The sequence below is a fragment of the Streptomyces sp. NPDC052701 genome (assembly GCF_040678355.1).
GTDB lineage: Bacteria > Actinomycetota > Actinomycetes > Streptomycetales > Streptomycetaceae > Streptomyces.
The window spans coordinates 1-21849 of record NZ_JBFATO010000030.1; the positions used below are offsets into that span (position 1 = coordinate 1).

The following is a 21849-nucleotide window of genomic DNA, read 5'->3' on the forward strand; positions in this document are numbered from 1 at the left end:
CCTTACAGCGCCGATGGTACTGCAGGGGGGACCCTGTGGGAGAGTAGGACACCGCCGAACAATTCTTGAGAAAACCCCGTACCGGGTTCACCGGTACGGGGTTTTCTGCGTTATGGGCGCGGTTTAGGGTCTGGGCATGCGCTACGACCTCGTCATCTTCGACAACGACGGGGTGCTCGTCGACAGCGAGCCCCTCGCCAACGCCGTTCTCGCCGGCTATCTGACCGAGCTGGGGCATCCCACCACGTACGAGGAATCCCTGCGCGACTACATGGGCGGGTCCGTCCACCGCATCCACGACACCCTGCGCGAGCGGCATGGCGTGGAACTGCCCGGCGAGTTCGACGAGGAACTGCTGGCACGGACCCTTGCCGCCTTCGAGCGGGAGCTGCGGCCGGTGGCCGGGGTGGAAGAGGTCCTGGGCGGGCTGCGGGACGGCGGCGTCGCGTACTGCGTGGCCTCCTCCGCGCGGCACGCGCGGATCCGGTTCTCCCACCGGACGACCGGGCTGGACCGGTGGTTCGAGGACGGGCGGGTCTTCAGCGCCGAGGACGTCGGGCGGGGCAAGCCGGCGCCCGACCTCTTCCTGCACGCCGCCGCCGTCCTGGGCGTCGCGCCGGAGCGCTGCGTCGTCGTGGAGGACAGCCCGCTGGGCGTGCAGGCGGCGCTGGCGGCCGGGATGGACGTGTACGGCTACACCGCGATGACCCCCGCCGCCCGGCTCACGGGGGCCACCCACCTCTTCGCCGACATGGGCGAGCTGGCGGCCCTGCTCAAAGGCTGAGCAGTCCTCACCTTTCCCTGTCCCTGGGCAGGGCGGGGCCCTACGCTGTGCCGCCATGACGGACGGGACGGCCGGTGTGCTGGCCGAGCTGCGCCGCGGCCGGGCGGCCCTGGCGTTCGGCTTCCTCGCGCAGGGCGTCGCCTTCGCGCTGCTCGTGACGCGCATCCCGGCCGTCCAGGCCCGGTACGGCGTCTCCGACGCCCTGCTGCCCGCCTTCCTGGCCACCGTGCCGGTCCTCGCCGGCGTCGGGAGCGTGCTGACCGGGCGGCTGGTGAGGCGGGTGCCGCCGAGCCGGGTGCTGCGGTGGTCCCAGCCCGTCGTGCTCCTGGCGCTGCTCGGGGTCGGCGCCGGGGAGCGGATGGCCGAACTGGGCGCCGCGCTCGCCGTCTTCGGGCTCGCGGTCGGTGCGCTGGACGCGTCGATGAACATGCTCGGGGTGAGCCTGCAGAGGGCGTACGGGCGCAGCGTCATGCTCGGTTTCCACGCCGCGTACAGCCTGGGCGGGATCGTCGGGGCCTCACTGGCGTGGGCGGGGGCGCACTGGCACCTGGCGCCGGCGGTGTCGTACCTGCCGGTGGTCGCGGTGCTGCTGCCGGCCGTCGTGGTGGGGAGCCGGTGGTACGCCGACGGCGGTGCGGGGCCCGGGGCGGAGCCGGCGGGCGGGGGCGGGGCCGTCGCCTTCCGGTGGCTGCTGCCGCTGTGCCTGGTGATGACGTTCGCGTACATCGGGGACTCCACGGTCGCCAACTGGAGCGCGAAGTACCTGCGGGACGTGCTGGGCAGCTCGGAGCAGGCGGCGACCGTTCCGTACAACGCCTACATGGTCACCACCCTGCTGGGGCGGGCGCTCGGGGACTTCGGGGTGCGGCGGTTCGGGGCCGTGGCGGTCGTGCGGGGCGGGGCGCTGGTGGCGGCGGGCGGGTTCGCCGTGGTGGCGGGGGCGCCCGGGGTGTGGACCGGGACGGCCGGTTTCACGCTGGTGGGGCTCGGGCTGTGCGTGCTGGTGCCGCAGACCTTCGCGGCGGCCGGAAGGCTGTTCCCGGGAGCCTCGGACGCGGCCGTCGCGCGGCTCAACGTCTTCAACTACGTGGGTTTCCTGGTCGGTTCGCCGTTGGTCGGGGCGCTCGGGGACGTGTGGAGCCATCGCGGGGCCATGCTCGTCCCCATGGCGTTGGTACTGGTGACGCTCGTGTACGCCCGGTCGTTCGCTCCTGGACCGGACCGATACGGTGGCGGGCATGAGCGGTCGCGCGCAGCTGATGTGGGACGAGGCGGTAACCGGCTATGACTTCGGTCCGGGCCATCCGATGGACCCGGTCCGGCTCGCCCTGACCCGGGGGCTGGTGGACGCCTTCGGGCTCGACCGTGAGGTGAAGGTGGTCGCCGCGAAGGCGGCCGGCGAGTCGACGCTGCGGCTGGTGCACCGGGAGGACTACATCGAGGCCGTGAAGACGGCCTCGGCGGATCCCGGGGCGGCGGACCAGTCGTACGGGCTGGGCACCATGGACGATCCGGCCTTCGCGGGGATGCACGAGGTGTCCGCGCTGATCGCGGGGCAGTCGGTGGGGGCGGCGGAGGCGGTGTGGCGCGGGGAGGCGCTGCACGCGGTGAACTTCGCGGGCGGGCTGCACCACGCGATGCCCGGGGGCGCGTCGGGGTTCTGCATCTACAACGACGCGTCGCTGGCCATCGCCCGGCTGCTGGAACTGGGTGCCGAGCGGGTCGCGTACGTGGACGTGGACGTGCACCACGGGGACGGGGTGCAGGCCGCGTTCTGGGACGATCCCCGGGTGCTGACGGTCTCGTTGCACGAACACCCGCGGACCCTGTTCCCGCAGACGGGATGGCCGGAGGAGACCGGGGGAGAGGCCGCGGAGGGCTCGGCGGCGAACGTCGCGCTGCCGGCGGGGACCGGGGACGCCGGGTGGCTGCGCGCGTTCCACGCGGTGGTGCCGGAGCTGATCGCCGACTTCCGGCCGCAGGTGCTGGTGACGCAGCACGGCGCCGACACGCACTTCGAGGATCCGCTCGCGCATCTCGCCGTGTCGCTGGACGCGCAGCGGGCCGTGCAGGCGGCCTGCCACGACCTGGCGCACGAGCACGCCGAGGGGCGCTGGGTGGCGCTGGGCGGGGGCGGGTACGCCGTGGTGGACGTGGTGCCGCGGTCGTGGACGCATCTGGTGGGGATCGCCGCGGGGCGGGAGATCGAGCCCACGGCGACGACTCCCGAGGAGTGGCGGCAGGAAGTGTTCGCGCGGACCCGGCAGTTGGCGCCGGCACGGATGACCGACGGACGGTGGCCGGTGTCCTGGGCGTCGTGGGAGGCGGGGTACGACCCGGCGGACCGGCTGGACCAGGCCGTGCTGGCGGCCCGGCGGGCGGTGTTCCCGCTGCGGGGGATGCTGGCGTGAGCGCGGCTCCCGGGGAAGCGCCGTGAGCTGATGCCGGCCGGGAGCGGCGGCCGGACCTGGGCCGGGGTCGTACGGGTGCGCGGTCCGGCGGCCGTCCGTCCCCGCGGGAGTCGCGGGAGTCGCGGGAGTCGCGGGCGCCGCGGTGTCGGGCCGCGCTGGGCCGGCCGTGCGGTGTTCCGCGGTTCCGGTGGCACGCGCGTGCCCCGTCCCCCACCATCGACCCGTGCTCACCCCCCAAGCCCTCCGCGCGCACCTCCTGGCCGCCCGGCTCGCCGGGATCGTGGCCACCTCGCGGGAGGAGAGCCTGCGCAGCTACCGGCTCTTCGCCGCAGGGGACCCCCGTGTGCTGATCGGCATCGATCCCGGGCGGGGCTGGGGGCAGCGGGAGCTGATCCAGCTGATGGCGGAGAAGTGCGGGGTCTCGGCCGATCACCGGCGTACATCCGGTCACGACGTGATCGATCCGGGGCGTACGCTGAGGGCCCTGGACGCCTTCGCGGAGCGGCTCGGGGCGGCCGCCCGGCGCCGTGCGCACGTCCTGCTCGGCACCGGACATCCCCATCGGCTGCTCGGTTTCTACGCCGCCCTGGCAGACGCCCTGTCGGCGGCGGGATGTACTGTCCTCACCCCGGCGCAGGGTCGCTGTGTCGACATATTGACCCGGTTCGGTCTACGTACGTACAACCTCGACTACGTACGGGGAGTCGCGCTGGTGCGGCCGCCCGGCACGGAACGCCCCGGTCGTGAGCCCGGCGCGCACACGCACTCGCCTCTCCCGGTTCGTACCGCGCTGGCCGCGGCCGCCGAGGCCGGCGGGCCGCTGCCGGAGCTGGTGATCGGGGACCACGGATGGGTCTGCGGGGCAGGTCAGCTGGGGTTCGAGGCCATCGGGCTCGGTGATACGGACGACCCCGCGCTGTTCGTCGGGGAGGCCCAGGGGTCCGTGTCCGTCGTCGTTCCACTTGATGACGGCGTGCGGTCCGCTTACTACCGGCCGTTGACCCGCTACGTACTCAATCGAGCGTGTCTGTCACAGTAGGCCGCCGATGGGTGCACCTCTTCCCCACTCGCATCACCCGCCCCTAGTCTGGGGAGTGAGCACGCAGCGACGAAGAGTCACCGGAAGGGGAAGCCGGTGGCCGTCGAGTGCGGAAGGTTCAGGTGTGTCATGGCTGCAGCTGGCGAAAGGCCTCTGAACGAGGTTCAGTTCCTTACCGTGGCGGAAGTCGCCTCGGTGATGCGAGTGTCGAAGATGACCGTGTACCGGCTGGTGCACAGCGGTCATCTGCCCGCGATCCGGGTGGGGCGGTCCTTCCGCGTCCCCGAGCAAGCGGTTCACGACTACCTCCGCGAGAGCTATGTGGGGGTGGAAACGGCCTGATGGCGACGCGGGGAGGTCCGCACCGGGCACGTCCGCGGATCTCCCCGGCACCCTCGATTACGACCTCGGCGCGCGGTTGGGTAGGCTAGCCCCTCGTAGGTCGTGTGGGCCCATGGCGCCCAAACAACCGAGTGATGAGAAGTGAGCGAGGGTAGTCGTGGGCTCTGTTATCAAGAAGCGGCGCAAGCGGATGGCCAAGAAGAAGCACCGCAAGCTGCTCAAGCGCACGCGCGTCCAGCGTCGTAACAAGAAGTAAGTCGCGACGCGACGCCGCGAGGGCGTGCTGTGGCCCCCCACCGGCCGGTGGGGGGCCACACGTGTGTCCGGAGCCGGCGTGCGGCGGGTCGAACCCCGTGCGCGGACCTGGACGGTCACCCTGGCTGATCTGGTCGTATGTCCGGGTGTACTTGTCGCCTCGGGCCTCGGGCGGTCGTCACAGGGCGGCGACGACCCGCTAGGTTGGCCCCACGGGGAACGCGGCGGGATACGACGTCCTGGAAGGAAGGCGCTGATCTTGGGCAAGGTCGTGCTCGTGACCGGAGTGGCCCGCCAGCTGGGGGGCCGGTTCGTACGGCGGATCCAGCGTGACCCCGAGGTGGAGCGGGTCGTCGCCGTGGACGCGCTTCCCCCCGAGCACCACCTGGGCGGTGCCGACTTCGTCCAGGCCGACATCCGGCAGCCGACCATCGCGCGCGTGCTCGCCGAGTCGGGCGCCGACACGGTCGTGCACCTGGACGTGACCGGCACACCGCTGGGCAGCGGCAGCCGGACCTCCCTGAAGGAGACCAACGTCATCGGCACCATGCAGCTGCTCGGTGCCTGCCAGAAGTCCCCGGCGGTCAAGCGGCTGGTCGTGAAGTCCAGCACCAACGTCTACGGCTCCGCGCCCCGCGACCCGGCCGTCTTCACCGAGACCACCCCGCCCAAGTCCCTGCCCAGCGGCGGCTTCGCCAAGGACATCTGCGAGGTCGAGGGCTACGTCCGGGGCTTCGCGCGGCGCCGGCCGGACGTGGCGGTGTGCGTGCTGCGGTTCGCCAACATCCTGGGCCCGGCCGCGGACACCCCGCTCGCCTCGTACTTCTCGCTGCCCGTCCTGCCGACCGTGTTCGGCTACGACCCGCGGCTGCAGTTCGTGCACGAGGGCGACGTGGTCGAGGTGCTGCGGATCGCCTCGCACGAGCCGCGCCGGGGCACGCTCAACAGCGGCACCTTCAACATCGCCGGCGACGGCGTCCTGACGCTCTCCCAGTGCTCCAGGCGCCTGGGCCGCCCCACCGTGCCCCTGCTGCTGCCGGCGGTCACCTGGGCGGGCACGCTGGTGCGTACGCTGGGTATGACGGACTTCTCGCCGGAGCAGATCCGGCTGCTGACCCACGGCCGGGTGGTCGACACGACCCAGATGCGCGAGACGCTGGGGTTCGAGCCCAGGTACACGACTGCGGAGACGTTCGCGGACTTCGCGCGCAGCCGCGGGCCCGGACTGCTTCCGCCGCAGGCCCTCGCGGAGGCCGTCGACCGGATCGCCGCGCTGCCCGCCCTGGGCGGTCACCCCCCGACGCAGAGCGCCAACTGAGGAGCGCATCAACGATGGCGGATGCCAAGGTCATTCCGTTCGACGACGACCGCTCCCGCGGGAGCGCCGCGTCCCGCCCGCCGCGGCGCCGGGGCGCGGGGAGCCGGCGCCCGGGCACGGACTCCGCGCCGGTACGCGAGGTCCGGCCCCTGCCGGGCGGGGCCGGTGTGCAGGAGGAGGTCCCCGTGAACCGTGAGGAGCCGTCGCCCGGGTCCGGGGGCGCCCGTGACGAGGGCGGTCTGGAGCGGCGCGTCGCGAGCGGCCTGGCCTTCCTGCGCCGCCGCCTGACGGGGGAGTACGAGGTCGACGACTTCGGCTACGACGAGGAGCTCACCGACCAGGTCCTGATGTCCCTGCTGCGCCCGGTGTACGAGAAGTACTTCCGGGTCGAGGTGAAGGGCGTGGAGAACATCCCGTCCGAGGGCGGTGCGCTGATCGTCGCGAACCACTCGGGGACGCTGCCGATGGACGGCCTGATGATGCAGGTCGCGGTCCACGACCACCATCCGGCCGGCCGCCACCTGCGCCTGCTCGCGGCGGACCTGGTGTTCGTGCTGCCGGTGGTCAACGAGCTGGCCCGCAAGCTCGGCCACACCCTGGCGTGCGCGGAGGACGCGGCGCGGCTGCTGGAGCAGGGCGAACTGGTCGGGGTGATGCCGGAGGGCTTCAAGGGCCTCGGCAAGCCCTTCGGCGACCGCTACAAGCTCCAGCGCTTCGGCCGCGGCGGTTTCGTCTCCACGGCCCTGCGCGCCGGTACGCCGATCGTCCCCTGCTCGATCGTCGGGGCCGAGGAGATCTACCCGATGATCGGCAACGCCAAGACGGTGGCCCGGCTGCTGGGCTTCCCCTACTTCCCGATCACGCCGACGTTTCCGTGGCTCGGTCCGCTCGGCGCGATCCCGCTGCCGACCAAGTGGACGATCCAGTTCGGCGAGCCGATCCCCACGGACGGCTATCCGCCGGAGGCGGCCGAGGACCCGATGCTGATGTTCAACCTGACCGACCAGGTCAGGGAGCAGATCCAGCACACGCTGTACAAGCTGCTGGTGCAGCGCCGGTCGGTCTTCTTCTGAGTCCGCGGGCGTACATCGCCGGGTACGGAGAGGGGGCGCCCCCTCGCGCGGGAGCGCCCCCTGGCCGTACCCGGCGGCTAGTCCGCGTTCTCGCCCTCGATGCCCAGGCCGGGCAGGAGGTCGGGCAGGAGCGGCTGGAGCGTGACGTCCGGCTCGGTGGTCGGCGTGCCGTCGCCCGTGGACGGCGACGCGCTGGCGCCGGTGTCCTGCGGGGGGTCGAGCAGGCCGCCGGTGTCGCCGTCGAGCAGGCCGTCGCCGTCGCCGGAGCCGGCCGACCCGCTGGGGCTGCCGCTGGTGGAGCCGCCCGGCTCGGTGTGCCGGCTGCCGGAGCTCGGGGCCTGGGGGCGGTCGGAGCCGGGCGAGTCGGCGGAGGCCGATCCGGAAGCGCCGCGCCGCCCGTCCTGCGGGCCGCCGCCCTCGGCCGGGGGCCTGGGGAGCAGGGACTGCAGCGGGGCGACGTCTTCGTCTATGGCGTCGAACACGGACGACACCTGCTCGCTGACGTCCCCGAGCTGGACGGGCAGTTTCTCGCGCAGCGCGCCCCAGGCGTCGCGGTGCGAGCGCGAGAAGGCGTCGAGGGCCTGGATGGGGCCCAGGGAGTCCGGGTCGCGTTCGTAGGCCTCGCGCAGCAGCCGGTGGCCCTCCGACGCGTCGTGCCGCACGCCGGACAGGGCGCGGCGGATCTCGCCGAGCGACTCGTGGTCCAGGGGCCCGCCGCGGCCGCGCTCCATCAGCCGGCGGGCTTCGCCGAGCCGGGTGGAGGCCTGGTCGAGGTAGACCCGGCCGCGTTCGTCGTCGCCGTCGGCCAGGCCGCGCCTGACGTCCTCGATGCCGCGTTTGAGGCCGTAGAGCGAGTCGCCGGGCAGGGCGTCGGAGCTGGCGGCGGCGACTCCGCCGAGGGCGCCCGCGGCCACGCTCACGCCGAGCCCGCCCGCGGTCAGGCTCTTGGCCAGGCGGGAACGCGGCCGGAACCTCCCCAGCGACCCCGCCCGGTGGGCGCCTCGTCCCCGGGAACGCTGCTCGGGGACCGAAGGATCGGCCGCCTCGCCCGCCGCCGTGCCCTCCTGCAGCATGGCCTCGAAGGCGGCCACCAGCTGCGCCCGCTGGACGGCCTTGACCTCGGGGTCCAGCTTCGGTCCGGGCAGCGCGGCGAGACCGGAGGCGAGCGTCAGCAGACGCGCCTGCCCGGTCTGTTCCGCAGCGGCCGGGGCCGGTGGCGATCCTTCGGACTGCTCGGCCGCCGGGCCCCGATCGGACTGCTCCTCCAGGGCTTGGGCGAAGGCGTTCGCCCGCCGGTGCGCCGATACGTTCGCGATCACTGGCGGCACCTCCTCTCGTCATGACGGTCGGCTCCCCAGGGGGTCCTGAGGGTCGCACGCCCTGACCGCGTCCGCACGAACGAGCGAGCGGAGTCGGCCAGGGGTGACCACAGGGAGCCTGCATCCCGTGCAACGAGCGGCGCGGCACTTGGGTTACGGACCGCGGGTGATCGGATGGAGAAGTCAACAGACTTTCACGGATAGTGAGTTGGGCGTCGCCGAGCGTGCGGACCGGTCAGCGGGCGTCTTCCGGGAGGAGCCGGGCGAGCGTGCGGACGGCCCGGTACTGGAGGGTCTTGATGGCGCCCTCGTTCTTGCCCATGACGCGGGCGGTCTCGGCCACGGACAGGCCCTGGAGGAAGCGGAGCGTCACGCACTCCTGCTGCTGGGGGTTGAGCCGCCGTACGGCGTCGAGCAGGGTGGCGTTGGAGAGGGACTCGAGGACGGAGTCCTCGGGGGAGCGCTCGACCTCGTTGGCGTCGAGCATCTCACCGGTGGTGATCTCCAGCCGGAAGCGGCTGGACTTGAAGTGGTCGGCGACGAGGTTGCGGGCGATGGTCACCAGCCAGGCGCCGAAGTCGCGCCCCTGCCAGGTGAACGTCCCGATCCTGCGCAGGGCGCGCAGAAAGGTCTCGCTCGTCAGGTCCTCGGCGGTGGCCTTCCCTCCCACGCGGTAGTAGATGTACCGGTACACGGTGTCGCTGTACTGGTCGTAGAGGCGGCCGAAGGCGTCGGCCTCGCCGGCCTGGGCGCGCTCCACGAGGTCCATCATCCGGGCGCTGTCGCTGTCCGCGGCGGGGCGGCGGGCGGCGGGCGCTCCGGCCGAGCGCCCGCGTCTGCCGACCGCGGCGCTCCCGTCGGCGAGTGCGTAGCACGGGCCGACGGGGGTGACGGTGGCGAAGGCGGGGGCGGCGTACGCGGGGGGGACGAAACCGCGCAACAGGCCTTGGACCGATTTGACCGTTGCGCGCAGCGTGGCCAGGCCCGAGGCGTCAACCCCGACGTGTGGGTACACGGGACTCCCAGAGGCAGAGCTTCCATCACGAGCAGTGCGGGACCTTTCACCCGTCGTAGCGACGGAGGGGCACCGGTTTGCGTCTGAGGAGAATAACGCTTCGTGCAGGCGCTGCTACACCCAGTTGCTCAAATCGTCGGTTACGTCGCTTCCGTAACCGATTGACGCCCGATCGAGGGATGGTGAATGACCGATTGCTGATCGGAAAGGTTCGGATTGGGGGTGGAGGCGGGGCGTGTTGTGGCCGTGTGCAGCCAACGGGACTGGACACCGGGTTGCGTGGGTACGCCAGTCGGATCGGCCGGGTTCGGGGCGGGGGCGGGGCCGCCGGTCCGGTGTGATCAGGTTGACCGGTGCGACCGGTGCGACCGGTGCGACCGGTGCGACCGGTCGGAGGGTGGCGCGCCCCCGGTGACGGGACCGCGGCCGTTCAGCGGCGGCGGCGGTGCAGGGCGATCGCCGCGGCCGTGCCGCCGGCGACCGCGCCGACGCCGGCCGCGGCCGGGATGCCGACCTTCGCCGCCTTGCGGCCCGTGCGGTAGTCGCGCAGGCGCCAGTCCATCTGGCGGGCGTGCCGGCGCAGCTTGGCGTCCGGGTTGATGGCGTACGGGTGGCCGACCAGCGACAGCATGGGGATGTCGTTGTGGGAGTCGCTGTAGGCGGCGCAGCGCGAGAGGTCCAGGCCCTCCGCCGCGGCCAGGGCGCGGACCGCCTCCGCCTTGGCCGGGCCGTGCAGCGGCTCGCCGACCAGCTTGCCGGTGTAGACGCCGTCGATCGACTCCGCCACCGTGCCGAGCGCGCCGGTCAGCCCCAGGCGGCGGGCGATGACCTGGGCGATCTCGACGGGAGCGGCGGTGACCAGCCACACCTTCTGGCCCGCGTCCAGGTGCGCCTGGGCCAGCGCGCGCGTGCCGGGCCAGATCCGCTCGGCCATGTACTCGTCGTAGATCTCCTCGCCGATCGACTTCAGCTCGGAGACGCGGTGGCCCTGCACGATCGACAGCGCCGAGTCGCGCGCGTCCTGCATGTGCTCGGGGTCCTCCACGCCGGCCAGCCGGAACCACGCCTGCTGCCAGGCGAACCGGGCGAGTTCGCGCGTGTCGAAGAACTTCCGCTTGTACAGGCCCCGCCCGAAGTGGAAGAGGGCGGCGCCCTGCATCACCGTGTTGTCGAGGTCGAAGAAGGCGGCGGCCCGGTCGTCGCCGTGGACCGGGAACTCCGGTTCCGCGGTCGTGCCGGCGATTTCCTGGGAGGATTTGCGGGCGGCCTCCGCCGAGGCCTCGCCTGCCAAAACGCTCCTCGCCGTGGCGGAGCGCCTACGGGGAGTGAGCCATCCGAGAGCGGCCATGGCGTGAGCATAGCCAGTCCGTCCGGCGGTTCCGGAGCCGAGAGGCGGGGAGGCCGTGAACTCTCCGCGACCGCGCCGTTAAAGGGCTCCTCCGCACGGCGCGTCGCCCGGCGGGCCGCACGGGGTTCCTCCCGCGCGCCGCCGCGCGAGAATGGCCGGCATGAGTCCCCTCTTCCGACGCAGGCTCCCCAAGGACCGGCTCGTCACGCTCATCCGCAAGCCCGGCTGCCACCTGTGCGACGACGCGCAGGCCGTGGTGGAGAAGGTGTGTGCCGATCTCGGCGTCCCCTGGGAGCAGAAGGACATCACCCAGGACCGGGAGCTGCACGACCGGTACTGGGAGCAGATCCCCGTCGTCCTCGTCGACGGCGAGCAGCACACCTTCTGGCGCGTGAACGAGGACCGCCTCCGCAGGGCCCTCACGGACTGACCGGCCAGTCCAAAGTGGCCGGAACGTCGCTTAGGATCGACGGTGGTGTGGTCTCGGGGGCGGGATGCGTAAGGAGAGTGTGCGGTTTTGCCCCCAGAAGACAAGGAACGGTGGCCCTTGTGCGCCGGTTCCACGCAACCGCGCCGGGGGTGCGTGACCCCCATCACTTTGGCCGGGCAAATCGGACACCATCTTTGTGCACGCGTTCACAAAGACATAGCCTGCATTCGACGGGGCGGTCATGTAGGGACGTATGACCGCCTACAGCCCCGCTCTACCCGCAGGAGCATCGTGGCAACTGGCCGAACACACCGACCGGCGACCCGTAGCCGAGGGATTCCCGAGGCCACCGTCGCCCGCCTTCCGCTGTACCTCCGGGCCCTCACCACGCTCTCGGAGCGCTCGGTGCCCACGGTCTCGTCCGAGGAGCTGGCGGCGGCGGCCGGGGTCAACTCCGCGAAGCTGCGCAAGGACTTCTCCTACCTCGGCTCCTACGGGACCCGGGGCGTCGGCTACGACGTCGAGTATCTCGTCTACCAGATCTCCCGCGAACTGGGGCTGACCCAGGACTGGCCGGTCGTGATCGTCGGTATCGGCAACCTCGGCGCCGCGCTCGCCAACTACGGCGGGTTCGCCTCCCGCGGCTTCCGGGTCGCCGCGCTCATCGACGCCGATCCCGCGCTCACCGGCAGGCCGGTCGCCGGGATCCCGGTGCAGCACACCGACGACCTGGAGAAGATCATCAAGGACAACGGGGTGTCCATCGGTGTGATCGCCACCCCCGCCGGTGCCGCCCAGCAGGTCTGCGACCGGCTGGTGGCCGCCGGGGTCACCTCCATCCTGAACTTCGCGCCGACCGTGCTGTCCGTCCCGGACGGCGTCGACGTGCGCAAGGTCGACCTCTCCATCGAGCTGCAGATCCTCGCCTTCCACGAGCAGCGCAAGGCCGGCGAGGAGGCCGCCGCCGAGGCGGCCGTCCCGGCCGCCGCCCGCAAGGAGGCCGCCGCCGACCAGGGGCCCGACGGGGACATGCCCGCCGTGATGCCGGCATGAGCCTCCTCGTCGTCGGCCTGAGCCACCGCAGCGCCCCGGTCAGCGTGCTGGAGCGGGCCTCGCTGAACGCGGACGCGCAGACCAAGCTGCTGCACGACACGGTCGCCGCCGAACCGGCCGCCGAGGCCGCGGTGCTGGCCACCTGCAACCGCATCGAGCTGTACGCCGACGTGGACAAGTTCCACGCCGGTGTCGCCGAGCTGTCCACGCTGCTCGCCCAGCACAGCGGGGTCGGCCTGGAGGAGCTCACCCCCTACCTGTACGTGCACTACGAGGACCGGGCCGTCCACCACCTGTTCTCGGTGGCCTGCGGGCTGGACTCCATGGTCGTGGGCGAGGGGCAGATCCTCGGGCAGATCAAGGACTCCCTGGCCCGGGCGCAGGAGCTGCACACCGCCGGGCGGCTGCTGAACGACCTGTTCCAGCAGGCCCTCAGGGTCGGCAAGCGCGCCCACTCCGAGACCGGCATCGACCGGGCCGGGCAGTCCCTGGTCACCTTCGGCCTGGAGCAGCTGGCCCAGGGCGCGGACGTGCAGCGGTGGATCCGGGGCAGGAAGGCCCTGGTCATCGGCGCCGGCTCGATGTCCTCCCTGGCGGCCGCCACGCTCGCGCGCTCCGGGGTCGGCGAGATCGTCGTCGCCAACCGCACCCTCGACCGCGCCGAGCGGCTCGCGCGGATCCTCACCGAGGGCGACGACACCGACGTGCTGGCCCGCGCGATACCCATGGAGTCGGTACCGGCAGAGCTGACACGAGTCGACATCGCCGTCTCCTGCACCGGCGCGACGGGGCTCGTCCTGACGGCCGAGGCGGTCGCGGCGGCGGTGCAGGGCCGCACCGGCGAGCCGGCCGTCCGGATCGAGGACGACCGTGCCGCGGCGTCCCGCCGGACGGCCGCGCCGCCCGCCTCCGCGGGCACCGACGAGGGCTGCCCGCTCGACCTGTCCGCCGTGCAGCCCGGCTTCTCCGTGATGGGGGAGGCGGCCGTGGCCGGCATGGACGCCGCGACGCTGGAGCAGCACGCCGCGTGGGTCGCGGGCGCCACGGCCGACCGCCGGGAGTCCGGCCGCCGCACGCCCGGGGCGGACGCGGAGCTGATCGGCGCGCTCGCCGCGACCGCCGCGACCGCCGGCCGGATCCCCGAGCGGCGCCGGCCCGAGCCGGTCGCCGGACCGCCGCGGCCCGCCCCCGTGCTCTTCCTCCTCGACCTGGCGATGCCGCGCGACATCGACGCGGCCGTGCACCGGCTCGCCGGGGTGCGGCTGGTCGACATCGAATCGCTCGCCGAGGCCTCCGCCGACGCTCCGATGGCTGCCGATGTGGACCAGGTCCGGCGTATCGTCTCCGACGAGGTCGCGGCCTTCGGGGCGGCCCAGCGGGCCGCGCACATCACGCCGACCGTGGTCGCCCTGCGCGCCATGGCCGCCGACGTCGTGGCCGGGGAGATCGCCCGGCTCGAGGGGCGGCTGCCCGGCCTCGACGACAAACACCGCGCGGAGATCACCCAGACCGTGCGGCGCGTGGTCGACAAGCTGCTGCACGCGCCGACCGTACGGGTCAAACAGCTCGCGGCCGAGCCCGGCGGCGCCGGGTACGCGGACGCGCTGCGCACCCTGTTCGACCTCGACCCCGAGACGGTGGCCGCCGTCTCCCGGGCCGGGGACAGCACCGAGAAGAACCGAGGGCCAGCATGAGTACGAAGGCGCTGCGGCTCGGGACCAGGCGGAGCAAACTCGCCATGGCCCAGTCCGGGCAGGTGGCGGACGCCGTGAGCCGGGTGACCGGACGGCCCGTCGAACTCGTGGAGATCACCACCTACGGTGACGTCTCCCGCGAGCACCTCGCGCAGATCGGCGGCACGGGCGTGTTCGTGACCGCGCTGCGCGACGCGCTGCTCGGCGGCGAGGTCGACTTCGCGGTGCACTCGCTGAAGGACCTGCCGACCGCGCAGCCCGAGGGACTCGTCGTGGCCGCCGTGCCGGAGCGCGAGGATCCGCGGGACGTGATCGTGGCCCGGGACGCGCTGAAGCTCACCGACCTGGCCGCCTCCTCCCCGCAGGGGGTCGCGCGCATCGGCACCGGTTCGCCGCGCCGCATGGCCCAGCTCAACGCGTACGCGCGCAGCCACGGGCTGGACATCGAGACCGTCCCGATCCGGGGGAACGTCGACACGCGGATCGGGTACGTCCGCAGCGGGGAGCTCGACGCCGTCGTGCTCGCCGCCGCCGGGATGAACCGGATCGGCCGCAGCGACGAGGTGACCGACGTCCTGTCGGTCGACACGGTGCTGCCCGCCCCCGGCCAGGGGGCCCTGGCGATCGAGTGCGCCGCGGGCAACGCGGAGCTGATCGCGGCGCTCGCCGAGCTCGACGACCCGTTCACCCGGGCCGCCGTGACCGCCGAGCGGTCCCTGCTCGCCGCCCTGGAGGCCGGTTGCAGCGCCCCCGTGGGCGCGCTGGCCGACCTTCCCCCACTCTCGGCTCCGTTCGAGCGGGGGGACCCCCATGCCGACGGGCAGATTGTCAAGGAAATGCGCCTGCGGGGCGTCGTCGGCACCACCGACGGCACCACGCTGGTGCAGTTGTCCACCACCGGTCCCGTGCCCGAGACGCACGACCAGGCGCTGGCGCTCGGTCGCGAACTCGCCACCGAGATGCTCGCCGCGGGCGCGGCCGGTCTGATGGGGGAGCGAGCACATTGAGCCCCACCACCCTTCCCGCCGGTCCGGAACACGGGCACGTCACCTTCCTGGGTGCCGGACCCGGAGATCCGGGACTGCTGACACTGCGCGCCGTCGAGGCGCTGGCGAACGCGGACGTCCTCGTCGCCGAGCACGAGGTGCTCGACGTCGTCCGCAGGCACGCCCGGCAGGGCGTCGCCGAAGTGCACACGGACGCGGATCCGTCGGATCCCCCGGGTGTCCCGGCACACCCGGCTCCGGGCACGGGCACGCCCCAGCTCACGGTCGTTGACGGCACGTCAAAGACCGCCGCGGTCCCCGTGGTACGGGATGCCGCACATCTTGTCATGGAGGCCGCGCGGGGCGGCAGGCGGGTCGTGCGTGCGGTCTCCGGCGATCCCGGGCTCGACGCGTACGCCGCCGGCGAGATGCTGGCGTGCGCCGCGGCCGGGGTGCCCTTCGAGGTCGTCCCCGGCGTCGCGACCGCCGTCGGCGTGCCCGCGTACGCCGGTGTGCCGCTGCGGGACGCGCACGGCGCGGACGTGCGGTTCGTGGACGCGCGGACGGCGTCGGACCGGTGCTGGACGGAGGTGGGCGCCTCGGACGCGACGGTCGTCGTGTCGACGACGCTCGACTCGGTGGCCGCGGCGGCCGGCGAGCTGGTGTCCGCGGGCCGCAAGCCCGACACGCCGATGACGGTGACGGTCGCCGGCACGACCACCCGGCAGCGCACCTGGACCGCCACGCTCGGCACCGTCGCGCAGACGCTGAAGCAGGCCAAGGTGCTGCCCTCGCCGGAGGGCGGGCGGCCCGTGATAGCCGTGGTCGGTGAGCGTTTCGCCGCCGCCCAGCGCGAGCAGCTGTCGTGGTTCGAGAACAAGCCGCTGTTCGGCTGGAAGGTCCTCGTCCCGCGTACGAAGGAGCAGGCGGCGTCGCTCTCCGACCAGCTGCGGTCGTACGGGGCCGTGCCGCACGAGGTGCCGACGATCGCCGTCGAGCCGCCGCGCACGCCCCAGCAGATGGAGCGGGCGGTCAAGGGGCTGGTGACCGGGCGGTACGAGTGGATCGCCTTCACCTCGGTCAACGCGGTCAGGGCCGTCCGGGAGAAGTTCGAGGAGTACGGGCTCGACGCGCGGGCGTTCGCCGGGATCAAGGTCGCGGCGGTGGGCGAGCAGACCGCCAAGGCGCTGATCGCCTTCGGCGTGAAGCCCGACCTGGTGCCGAGCGGGGAGCAGTCGGCCGCCGGCCTGCTGGAGGACTGGCCGCCGTACGACCCGGTGTTCGACCCGATCGACCGGGTGTTCCTGCCGCGGGCGGACATCGCCACCGAGACGCTGGTGGCGGGCCTGATCGAGCTCGGCTGGGAGGTCGACGACGTCACCGCCTACCGGACCGTGCGGGCCTCGCCGCCGCCGGCGGAGACGCGCGAGGCGATCAAGGGCGGCGGCTTCGACGCCGTGCTGTTCACGTCGTCCTCGACCGTGCGGAACCTGGTGGGCATCGCCGGCAAGCCGCACAACGTGACCGTGATCGCCTGTATCGGGCCCGCCACGGCCAAGACCGCCGAGGAGCACGGGCTGCGGGTGGACGTCATGGCGCCCGAGCCGTCCGTGCACAAGCTGGCGGAGGCGCTGGCGGACTTCGGGATGAAGCGGCGGCTCGCGGCGATCGAGGCCGGGGAGCCGGTGACCCGGCCGAGCGAGCGGCGGCCCGGCGGGCGGCGTCGGCGCACGACGACGTGAGACGCCTCTGGCCATGACGAACGCGTCCCGGACTGCGGTACGGGGCGCGTTCCTCTTCTTCCGGGCCTCGGCCGGGGCGGTGCCGGAGAACCCTTCGGCGGCTCCTCCCTCCGATCAGTGATCCGACCCAACGGTCGATGTGGGGATGGGCTGGGAGCGCGGGCGGGTGTGCGCATGCGGCCCCGCGTCGGCTCGGTGCGGGGCCGCGCGTGTCCGTGCCGTCAGTTCCCGGAGGCGTACGGCAGGAAGGCCGTCCAGGCGGTGGGGGCGAGGGTGAGGCGGGGGCCGGCGGGGTTCTTGGAGTCGCGGACGAGGACGTGGTCGGGGACGGCCGCCACCTCCACGCAGGAAGGGCCGTCGGCCGTGCTGTAGCTGCTCTTTATCCACTCCAGCTCGGGGCTGGGCTTGAGGCTCATGTCTCTCCCCGCAGTTTCTCGATGAGGGCCAGGGACTCCCGTGGCGTGAGAGCTTGCGCCCGGATGATCCCATAGCGCATGTCGAGGACGGTGGTCTCCTTGGGGTGGCAGAAGACGCGACTGGTGAGTGGCGCCTCGCTGAGTCCCACGGTTGCTCCGTCCTTGAGTTTCAGCAGTCGGAACGAGCCGTCGATTCCTGAGTTCTCCTCACTGCCGAGAGGAAGGACTTGCAGGTCGACGTTGGGCAACCGGGCTACTTCCACCAGCCGTTCAAGCTGCCCGCGCATGGCCATCCTGCCCCCGATCGGCCGCCGTAACGTCGCCTCGCACAGCACGAAGCTGAAGAGCGGCTTGGCCGTTGCGCTGCTGATGATCTCCTGGCGAGCCAGCCTCGCAACCAGTTGCTGCTCCAACTCCTCCTCCGTGAAAGGAGGTCGTCGAGAGCCGAAGACGGCCCGCGCGTAGTCTCCGGTCTGGAGGAGGCCGTCGACAACCGAGTTGTTGTAGGAGCAGATCTGTACCGCGTCGACCTCCAGGCGCTTCACGTCCCGCACCTTCTTCGGGTACCGGGCCTCCGCCACGTCCGTCTTCATCGCCGCGATCCGGCCGCCCGCCCCCAGCACCTCGTCCGCGTTGTCCAGGTACTCGGGCCGGGGGATGCGCCGCCCCCGCTCCACGGAGGAGACCAGGTCCTCCCCGTACCCGATGGCCGCGCCGAACTCGGCCTGGGTGAGACCGGCCGCCTCCCGCCACAGCTTCAACTGCCGGGAGACCGTGCGCAGCACGGCCCCTGCCTCGTCGTCGTCCGGTCCCACGTCCCAGTCGCTCACGGCCCTCGCCCTCCCGTCGGCCCTCATACGTTCCGCTTTTTCACAGGCTACGCACGAGCGGACACCGTGGGTGACGGGAATCGTCGGATCACCCCTCGCAGGTCCGCCGCGCCGGAGCCCGGAAACGCGTGGACCGGTGGGGTGCGGCCCGGGGCCGCGGGCGGTAAAAGACCAAAGAACCCTGGGAAAAAACCCTTCCAACCAACCAAACCCCGCGTAGGTCACCCGGGTGGGTGAAAGCGGTCGGTGCGGCTGGCGCGTCGGTGGCCCGGGCGTGCAGTCTCGGCTCAGGCACCACCACAACCCCACACATGCATCGGCCCTCGCCGGGACGGCAATCCCAGTGCGAGGGCCTGACCATCGAGGAAGAAGGCCCTTCCCCATGGCTGAGAAGAAGCCTAACGCTGCCTTGCGCCCGAATCAGGGTGTTCGGCGGACCGCCACCCACTCCGGTGTCACCCACGTACGGGCGTACCAACCCGACCGGTACACGATCGTCGGCAACCACCTCGCCCAGCACCGCGAACTGTCGCTGACCGCCATCGGACTGGCCACCCACATCCTGTCGCTGCCGGAGGGCGCCCCGGTCGACATCCGCAGCCTCGCCGAGCGCTTCCCCGAGGGGCGGGACCGGATCGCCTTCGCCCTGCGGGAGCTGGAGGCGCACGGCTATCTGGAGCGGGTGCGCGAACGGACGGAGACGGGGCGCCTGTTCACGCGTACGTACGCCCACCACGCCCCCGGCAGGGCGGCACCCGGCAAGGCGGCCGAGCCTCCTGTGCCCGGCTGCGTCGCCACGGCCCGTGCGCGCGACCGCGATCCCGTTTCCCGTCCTTGGGCGGACGGCCGGGAAACGGCTCAGGAGGACGGCCGGACCGAAGTGCCCGCCCCCGTCGCACCGCCGGACCCGCCGGAGCGGGACGCCCGTCGCGATCGGCACCACGAGCGGGCCGTCGCCCTCCTCGCGGGTCTGCGCCGTACCGACGAGCGCCTCACCCTCCCCCTCCGGGACGTGAACCGGCTCGCCCCCGCCGTCACCGCCTGGTTCGACGGCGGTGCCACGGCCGCCGTCGTCCACCGTGCCCTGACGGCCGATCTCCCCCCGGACCTCGGACACCCGGCCGGGCTGATCGCCTACCGTCTCAGGGAACTGCTGCCCCCACCCCTTCCCGCGGCCCCCGCGCCTTTGCCGTCCGTCGCGGCGGACGGCAAAGGCGCTCGCCGCCCGCTGCCCTTCCAGAACTGCGACGGCTGCGAACGCGCGTTCCGCGCCGCACACCCCGGCCGCTGCCGCGACTGCCGGTCCGAGGCGCCGACGACAGGCGAGCCGCTTCGCGCGGCTTGAACCGTCGCGGTGCCGCCCGGTGGTCCGAGCGAGGATTCCTAGCCGTCGACCTCGTACCGGCCGACCTCGAGGAAGTGACGCAGCGCCTCAGGGGTGTTGTCGTCCAGGGCCGCGCCCGCCGCCGCGCGCAGGGCGGCGCTGCTGTTGGGGTCGGCGATGATCCTGACGATGGCGACGCGGTCGTCCTCGGCCTGGGCGAGGCGGTATCCGGTCTCGAGCCAGGTGCGCATCTGCTCGGGGGTGCCGTGGATGTTGACCATGGTGCGGCCCGTGCCGTAAGGGGCCATCGCCGCGTACAGGGCCCCGGTGGCCCGTTCGACGGCCTCGGCGGCCGGTGGGGCGGGCAGGACGCCGACCGAGTCCATGAGTACCGCGCGTCGCGGCTGTCGGGGTCCTTGTTCTCCCAGAGGTTCTGCCAGGTGTTCCGCCAGAGGTTCTGCCAGGTGTCCTTCCAAGGTGGATCCCGGGCGCGCCGGGCACCAGGTGCGCCGTCCGGACAGCGCACCTGGCGGGGCCGGGTCGCGCCGACGCCGCGTCGGCAAAGGCGCCCCCGCGCCGGGCGTAGCGTAGGGGGCATGACGACGTACGGATCCTTTCCCGGCACGCGGCCGCGGCGTCTGCGGACGACTCCGGTCATGCGTCGGATGGTCGCCGAGACCAGGCTGCACCCCGCCGACCTCATCCTCCCGGCCTTCGTGCGCGAGGGCATCGGCGAACCGGTGCCGATCGCGACGATGCCGGGTGTCGTGCAGCACACCCGGGACAGCCTGAAGAAGGCGGCCGCGGAGGCGGTGGCGGCCGGGATCTCCGGGATCATGCTGTTCGGCGTGCCGGAGGAGTCGAAGAAGGACGCGATCGGGACGCCGGGCACCGACCCGGACGGGATCCTGCAGGTCGCCATCCGGGACGTGCGGGCCGAGGTCGGTGACGACCTGCTCGTCATGTCCGACCTGTGCCTGGACGAGACGACCGACCACGGGCACTGCGGGGTGCTGGACGAGCAGGGGCGCGTCGACAACGACGCCACCCTGGAGCGCTACGCCGAGATGGCGCAGGTGCAGGCCGACGCCGGTGCCCACGTGGTGGGCCCGAGCGGGATGATGGACGGCCAGATCGGCGTCGTCCGCGACGCCCTGGACCAGATCGGGCGGGAGGACGTGGCGATCCTCGCCTACACCGCCAAGTACGCGTCCGCCTTCTACGGGCCGTTCCGGGAGGCCGTCGCCTCGTCGCTGCGGGGCGACCGGAAGACCTACCAGCAGGACCCCGCCAACGTACGGGAGTCCCTGCGGGAACTGGCCCTCGACCTGGAGGAGGGGGCCGACATGGTGATGGTCAAGCCGGCCGGCCCCTACCTGGACATCCTCGCGCGTGTCGCGGACGCGGTGGACGTGCCCGTCGCCGCCTACCAGATCTCCGGCGAGTACGCGATGATCGAGGCCGCCGCCGAGAAGGGCTGGATCGACCGGGACCGGGCGATCCTGGAGACCCTGACCGGCATCAAGCGGGCCGGGGCCCGGAACATCCTGACCTACTGGGCCACCGAAGTGGCCCGCCGGCTCGGTCAGTAGGTCAGCGCGTCGTCCAGGCTCGACTGCCAGTACGTCACCGACAGGGTGCTGTCGTAGTACACGCCCCCGGCCGGCAGGGACGGGATCGCGGCGGGGCCGCCGTCGCTGTTCGGGGTGCGGCCCTGGAAGCCGACCGTGAGCTTGCGGGCGGTGGTGCCGTGCTCGCCGCTGCCGTCGGCGGAGGAGAGCAGCACGCCCGCGTAGCCGGACTCGCCGGGCGCGAGGGTGGTCACCGCCTGCGGCCGGGACTCCTCGAACGCCTGCGGCACCCACTGCATCTCGTCGAAGCGGAGCACCGGGTAGTACGTCAGGTCGCAGACCCTGGAGCCGGTGTTCTTCACCGTGATCAGCAGGTGGTTGAGCGGGCGGGGCACCGGCCGGGCGGTGACGGTGGTGTTGGAGCCGTTGCAGGAGACGCGGTTCGCGGGGTCGTCCGGGTCGGAGGCCCCGCCCTTGTCCTTGCCGGCCGAGCCCGCCGGCGAGGCCTGGCCGGGGGCGGTGCCCGCGGCGCGGTCCCCGGAGCCGTCCGCGGGCTTCGCCGCGGGCCGGGAGGCCGGGGCGGAGGCGTCCGTGGCGGAGCCCGCGGGGGTGGCGGAGCCGGTGGGCGTCGCCGCGGCGGGCAGCGGGGCGCCCTCGTCCCTCGTGCCCGTGCCGTCCTGGCACGCCGTGAGGGCGAGGGCGGCGAGGGCGACGCCGGTGGCGGCGAGCAGACCGGTGCGGGGGCGGGCGGTGCGGGTCGCGGCGGCGGTGCGGGCGGTGCGGTACGTACGCATGACGAAGTCCCTTTCGGACAAAGGCGGTCGGGAAGAAGACCGAAGCTGAGTCGCCCGACCGGAGTGCCGGGGGCGGCGTGCTTGGATGACCAGAGCTTGTGCGGC

At 72.9% G+C, this 21849-nt stretch carries 21 protein-coding genes and 1 pseudogene; 15 read left to right on the forward strand and 7 right to left on the reverse strand.

The annotated features are described in order from the left end of the window. Positions 1-136: 136 nt before the first annotated feature. The 8 genes from AB0L29_RS26830 (at position 137) to AB0L29_RS26865 (ending at position 7222) form a co-directional block, all read left to right on the forward strand. The gene (locus AB0L29_RS26830) at positions 137-784 is read left to right on the forward strand and encodes an HAD family hydrolase (RefSeq protein ID WP_365830344.1); all 648 of its coding nucleotides are present in this window, start codon (positions 137-139) and stop codon (positions 782-784) included. Positions 785-839: 55 nt separating this feature from the next. After that, positions 840-2072 (forward strand): MFS transporter, encoded by a 1233-nt coding sequence (locus tag AB0L29_RS26835; RefSeq protein ID WP_365830345.1) that lies wholly within the window; start codon positions 840-842, stop codon positions 2070-2072. Continuing rightward, on the forward strand, positions 2023-3195 hold the full coding sequence (locus tag AB0L29_RS26840) for an acetoin utilization protein AcuC (protein WP_365830346.1): 1173 nt from the start codon (positions 2023-2025) through the stop codon (positions 3193-3195). Before AB0L29_RS26835 ends, AB0L29_RS26840 begins: the two co-directional genes overlap by 50 nt. Positions 3196-3418: 223 nt before the next feature. Continuing rightward, a complete protein-coding gene (locus AB0L29_RS26845) occupies positions 3419-4234 on the forward strand; it encodes a phosphatase (RefSeq protein ID WP_365830347.1) in 816 nt (271 codons plus the stop codon). Positions 4235-4363: 129 nt separating this feature from the next. Next, positions 4364-4576: a helix-turn-helix domain-containing protein gene (locus AB0L29_RS26850; protein ID WP_019981034.1), complete on the forward strand. Its 213-nt coding sequence runs from the start codon at positions 4364-4366 to the stop codon at positions 4574-4576. A 157-nt stretch (positions 4577-4733) separates the two neighbouring features. Continuing rightward, positions 4734-4832, forward strand: a complete 99-nt coding sequence (locus AB0L29_RS26855) for an AURKAIP1/COX24 domain-containing protein (protein WP_003948845.1) — start codon at positions 4734-4736, stop codon at positions 4830-4832. Positions 4833-5090: 258 nt separating this feature from the next. Beyond that, positions 5091-6149, forward strand: a complete 1059-nt coding sequence (locus AB0L29_RS26860; RefSeq protein WP_365830348.1) for an NAD-dependent epimerase/dehydratase family protein — start codon at positions 5091-5093, stop codon at positions 6147-6149. 14 nt (positions 6150-6163) lie between these two features. Further along, positions 6164-7222 carry a lysophospholipid acyltransferase family protein gene (locus AB0L29_RS26865; RefSeq protein WP_365830349.1) on the forward strand — a complete coding sequence of 353 codons (1059 nt, stop codon included), beginning with the start codon at positions 6164-6166 and terminating at the stop codon, positions 7220-7222. 77 nt (positions 7223-7299) lie between these two features. Here AB0L29_RS26865 and AB0L29_RS26870 read toward each other — a convergent pair whose 3' ends face one another. From AB0L29_RS26870 to AB0L29_RS26880, 3 genes are all read right to left on the reverse strand, one after another. Further along, positions 7300-8541: a DUF5667 domain-containing protein gene (locus AB0L29_RS26870; protein WP_365830350.1), complete on the reverse strand. Its 1242-nt coding sequence runs from the start codon at positions 8539-8541 to the stop codon at positions 7300-7302. Positions 8542-8776: 235 nt separating this feature from the next. Continuing rightward, positions 8777-9556: an ECF subfamily RNA polymerase sigma factor, BldN family gene (locus AB0L29_RS26875; protein ID WP_365830351.1), complete on the reverse strand. Its 780-nt coding sequence runs from the start codon at positions 9554-9556 to the stop codon at positions 8777-8779. Between the two features lie 430 nt (positions 9557-9986). Further along, positions 9987-10904 carry an HAD-IB family hydrolase gene (locus AB0L29_RS26880; RefSeq protein WP_365830353.1) on the reverse strand — a complete coding sequence of 306 codons (918 nt, stop codon included), beginning with the start codon at positions 10902-10904 and terminating at the stop codon, positions 9987-9989. A 151-nt stretch (positions 10905-11055) separates the two neighbouring features. Here AB0L29_RS26880 and AB0L29_RS26885 point away from each other — a divergent pair, with 151 nt between their 5' ends. From AB0L29_RS26885 to AB0L29_RS26905, 5 genes are all read left to right on the forward strand, one after another. Next, positions 11056-11334 (forward strand): glutaredoxin family protein, encoded by a 279-nt coding sequence (locus AB0L29_RS26885; protein WP_365830355.1) that lies wholly within the window; start codon positions 11056-11058, stop codon positions 11332-11334. A 291-nt stretch (positions 11335-11625) separates the two neighbouring features. Beyond that, a complete protein-coding gene (locus AB0L29_RS26890; RefSeq protein WP_365830356.1) occupies positions 11626-12387 on the forward strand; it encodes a redox-sensing transcriptional repressor Rex in 762 nt (253 codons plus the stop codon). Then, positions 12384-14081, forward strand: a complete 1698-nt coding sequence (locus AB0L29_RS26895) for a glutamyl-tRNA reductase (protein ID WP_365830357.1) — start codon at positions 12384-12386, stop codon at positions 14079-14081. Before AB0L29_RS26890 ends, AB0L29_RS26895 begins: the two co-directional genes overlap by 4 nt. Next, entirely contained in the window at positions 14078-15088 is a 1011-nt protein-coding gene (gene hemC, locus AB0L29_RS26900; RefSeq protein WP_365830359.1) for a hydroxymethylbilane synthase, read from the forward strand. Before AB0L29_RS26895 ends, hemC begins: the two co-directional genes overlap by 4 nt. Beyond that, entirely contained in the window at positions 15085-16809 is a 1725-nt protein-coding gene (locus AB0L29_RS26905) for a bifunctional uroporphyrinogen-III C-methyltransferase/uroporphyrinogen-III synthase (RefSeq protein WP_365830360.1), read from the forward strand. The genes hemC and AB0L29_RS26905 overlap by 4 nt, the downstream gene beginning before the upstream one ends. A 221-nt stretch (positions 16810-17030) precedes the next feature. Here AB0L29_RS26905 and AB0L29_RS26910 read toward each other — a convergent pair whose 3' ends face one another. Then, positions 17031-17225: a DUF397 domain-containing protein gene (locus AB0L29_RS26910; protein ID WP_365830361.1), complete on the reverse strand. Its 195-nt coding sequence runs from the start codon at positions 17223-17225 to the stop codon at positions 17031-17033. Continuing rightward, positions 17222-18055: a helix-turn-helix transcriptional regulator gene (locus tag AB0L29_RS26915; protein ID WP_365830362.1), complete on the reverse strand. Its 834-nt coding sequence runs from the start codon at positions 18053-18055 to the stop codon at positions 17222-17224. The genes AB0L29_RS26910 and AB0L29_RS26915 overlap by 4 nt, the downstream gene beginning before the upstream one ends. 409 nt (positions 18056-18464) lie before the next feature. Here AB0L29_RS26915 and AB0L29_RS26920 point away from each other — a divergent pair, with 409 nt between their 5' ends. Continuing rightward, positions 18465-19400 carry a helix-turn-helix domain-containing protein gene (locus AB0L29_RS26920; RefSeq protein ID WP_365830363.1) on the forward strand — a complete coding sequence of 312 codons (936 nt, stop codon included), beginning with the start codon at positions 18465-18467 and terminating at the stop codon, positions 19398-19400. 38 nt (positions 19401-19438) lie between these two features. Here AB0L29_RS26920 and AB0L29_RS26925 read toward each other — a convergent pair. Continuing rightward, positions 19439-19630 (reverse strand): annotated as a pseudogene (locus tag AB0L29_RS26925) (hypothetical protein); the annotation flags it as partial. A 345-nt stretch (positions 19631-19975) separates the two neighbouring features. Here AB0L29_RS26925 and hemB point away from each other — a divergent pair. Further along, on the forward strand, positions 19976-20971 hold the full coding sequence (gene hemB / locus AB0L29_RS26930) for a porphobilinogen synthase (protein WP_365830364.1): 996 nt from the start codon (positions 19976-19978) through the stop codon (positions 20969-20971). Here hemB and AB0L29_RS26935 read toward each other — a convergent pair. Continuing rightward, entirely contained in the window at positions 20965-21744 is a 780-nt protein-coding gene (locus AB0L29_RS26935; RefSeq protein ID WP_365830365.1) for a DUF4232 domain-containing protein, read from the reverse strand. The genes hemB and AB0L29_RS26935 overlap by 7 nt on opposite strands. Between the last annotated feature and the right edge of the window lie 105 nt (positions 21745-21849).

Excerpts from the sequence above, each read along its gene's own strand:
- AB0L29_RS26935 (WP_365830365.1), bottom strand. The coding sequence starts at position 21,744 with ATGCGTACGTACCGCACCGCCCGCACCGCCGCCGCGACCCGCACCGCC.
- AB0L29_RS26830 (WP_365830344.1), top strand. The coding sequence starts at position 137 with ATGCGCTACGACCTCGTCATCTTCGACAACGACGGGGTGCTCGTCGAC.
- AB0L29_RS26835 (WP_365830345.1), top strand. The coding sequence starts at position 840 with ATGACGGACGGGACGGCCGGTGTGCTGGCCGAGCTGCGCCGCGGCCGG.
- hemC (WP_365830359.1), top strand. The coding sequence starts at position 14,078 with ATGAGTACGAAGGCGCTGCGGCTCGGGACCAGGCGGAGCAAACTCGCC.
- AB0L29_RS26910 (WP_365830361.1), bottom strand. The coding sequence starts at position 17,225 with ATGAGCCTCAAGCCCAGCCCCGAGCTGGAGTGGATAAAGAGCAGCTAC.
- AB0L29_RS26840 (WP_365830346.1), top strand. The coding sequence starts at position 2,023 with ATGAGCGGTCGCGCGCAGCTGATGTGGGACGAGGCGGTAACCGGCTAT.
- hemB (WP_365830364.1), top strand. The coding sequence starts at position 19,976 with ATGACGACGTACGGATCCTTTCCCGGCACGCGGCCGCGGCGTCTGCGG.
- AB0L29_RS26885 (WP_365830355.1), top strand. The coding sequence starts at position 11,056 with ATGGCCGGCATGAGTCCCCTCTTCCGACGCAGGCTCCCCAAGGACCGG.
- AB0L29_RS26895 (WP_365830357.1), top strand. The coding sequence starts at position 12,384 with ATGAGCCTCCTCGTCGTCGGCCTGAGCCACCGCAGCGCCCCGGTCAGC.
- AB0L29_RS26865 (WP_365830349.1), top strand. The coding sequence starts at position 6,164 with ATGGCGGATGCCAAGGTCATTCCGTTCGACGACGACCGCTCCCGCGGG.
- AB0L29_RS26850 (WP_019981034.1), top strand. The coding sequence starts at position 4,364 with ATGGCTGCAGCTGGCGAAAGGCCTCTGAACGAGGTTCAGTTCCTTACC.
- AB0L29_RS26880 (WP_365830353.1), bottom strand. The coding sequence starts at position 10,904 with ATGGCCGCTCTCGGATGGCTCACTCCCCGTAGGCGCTCCGCCACGGCG.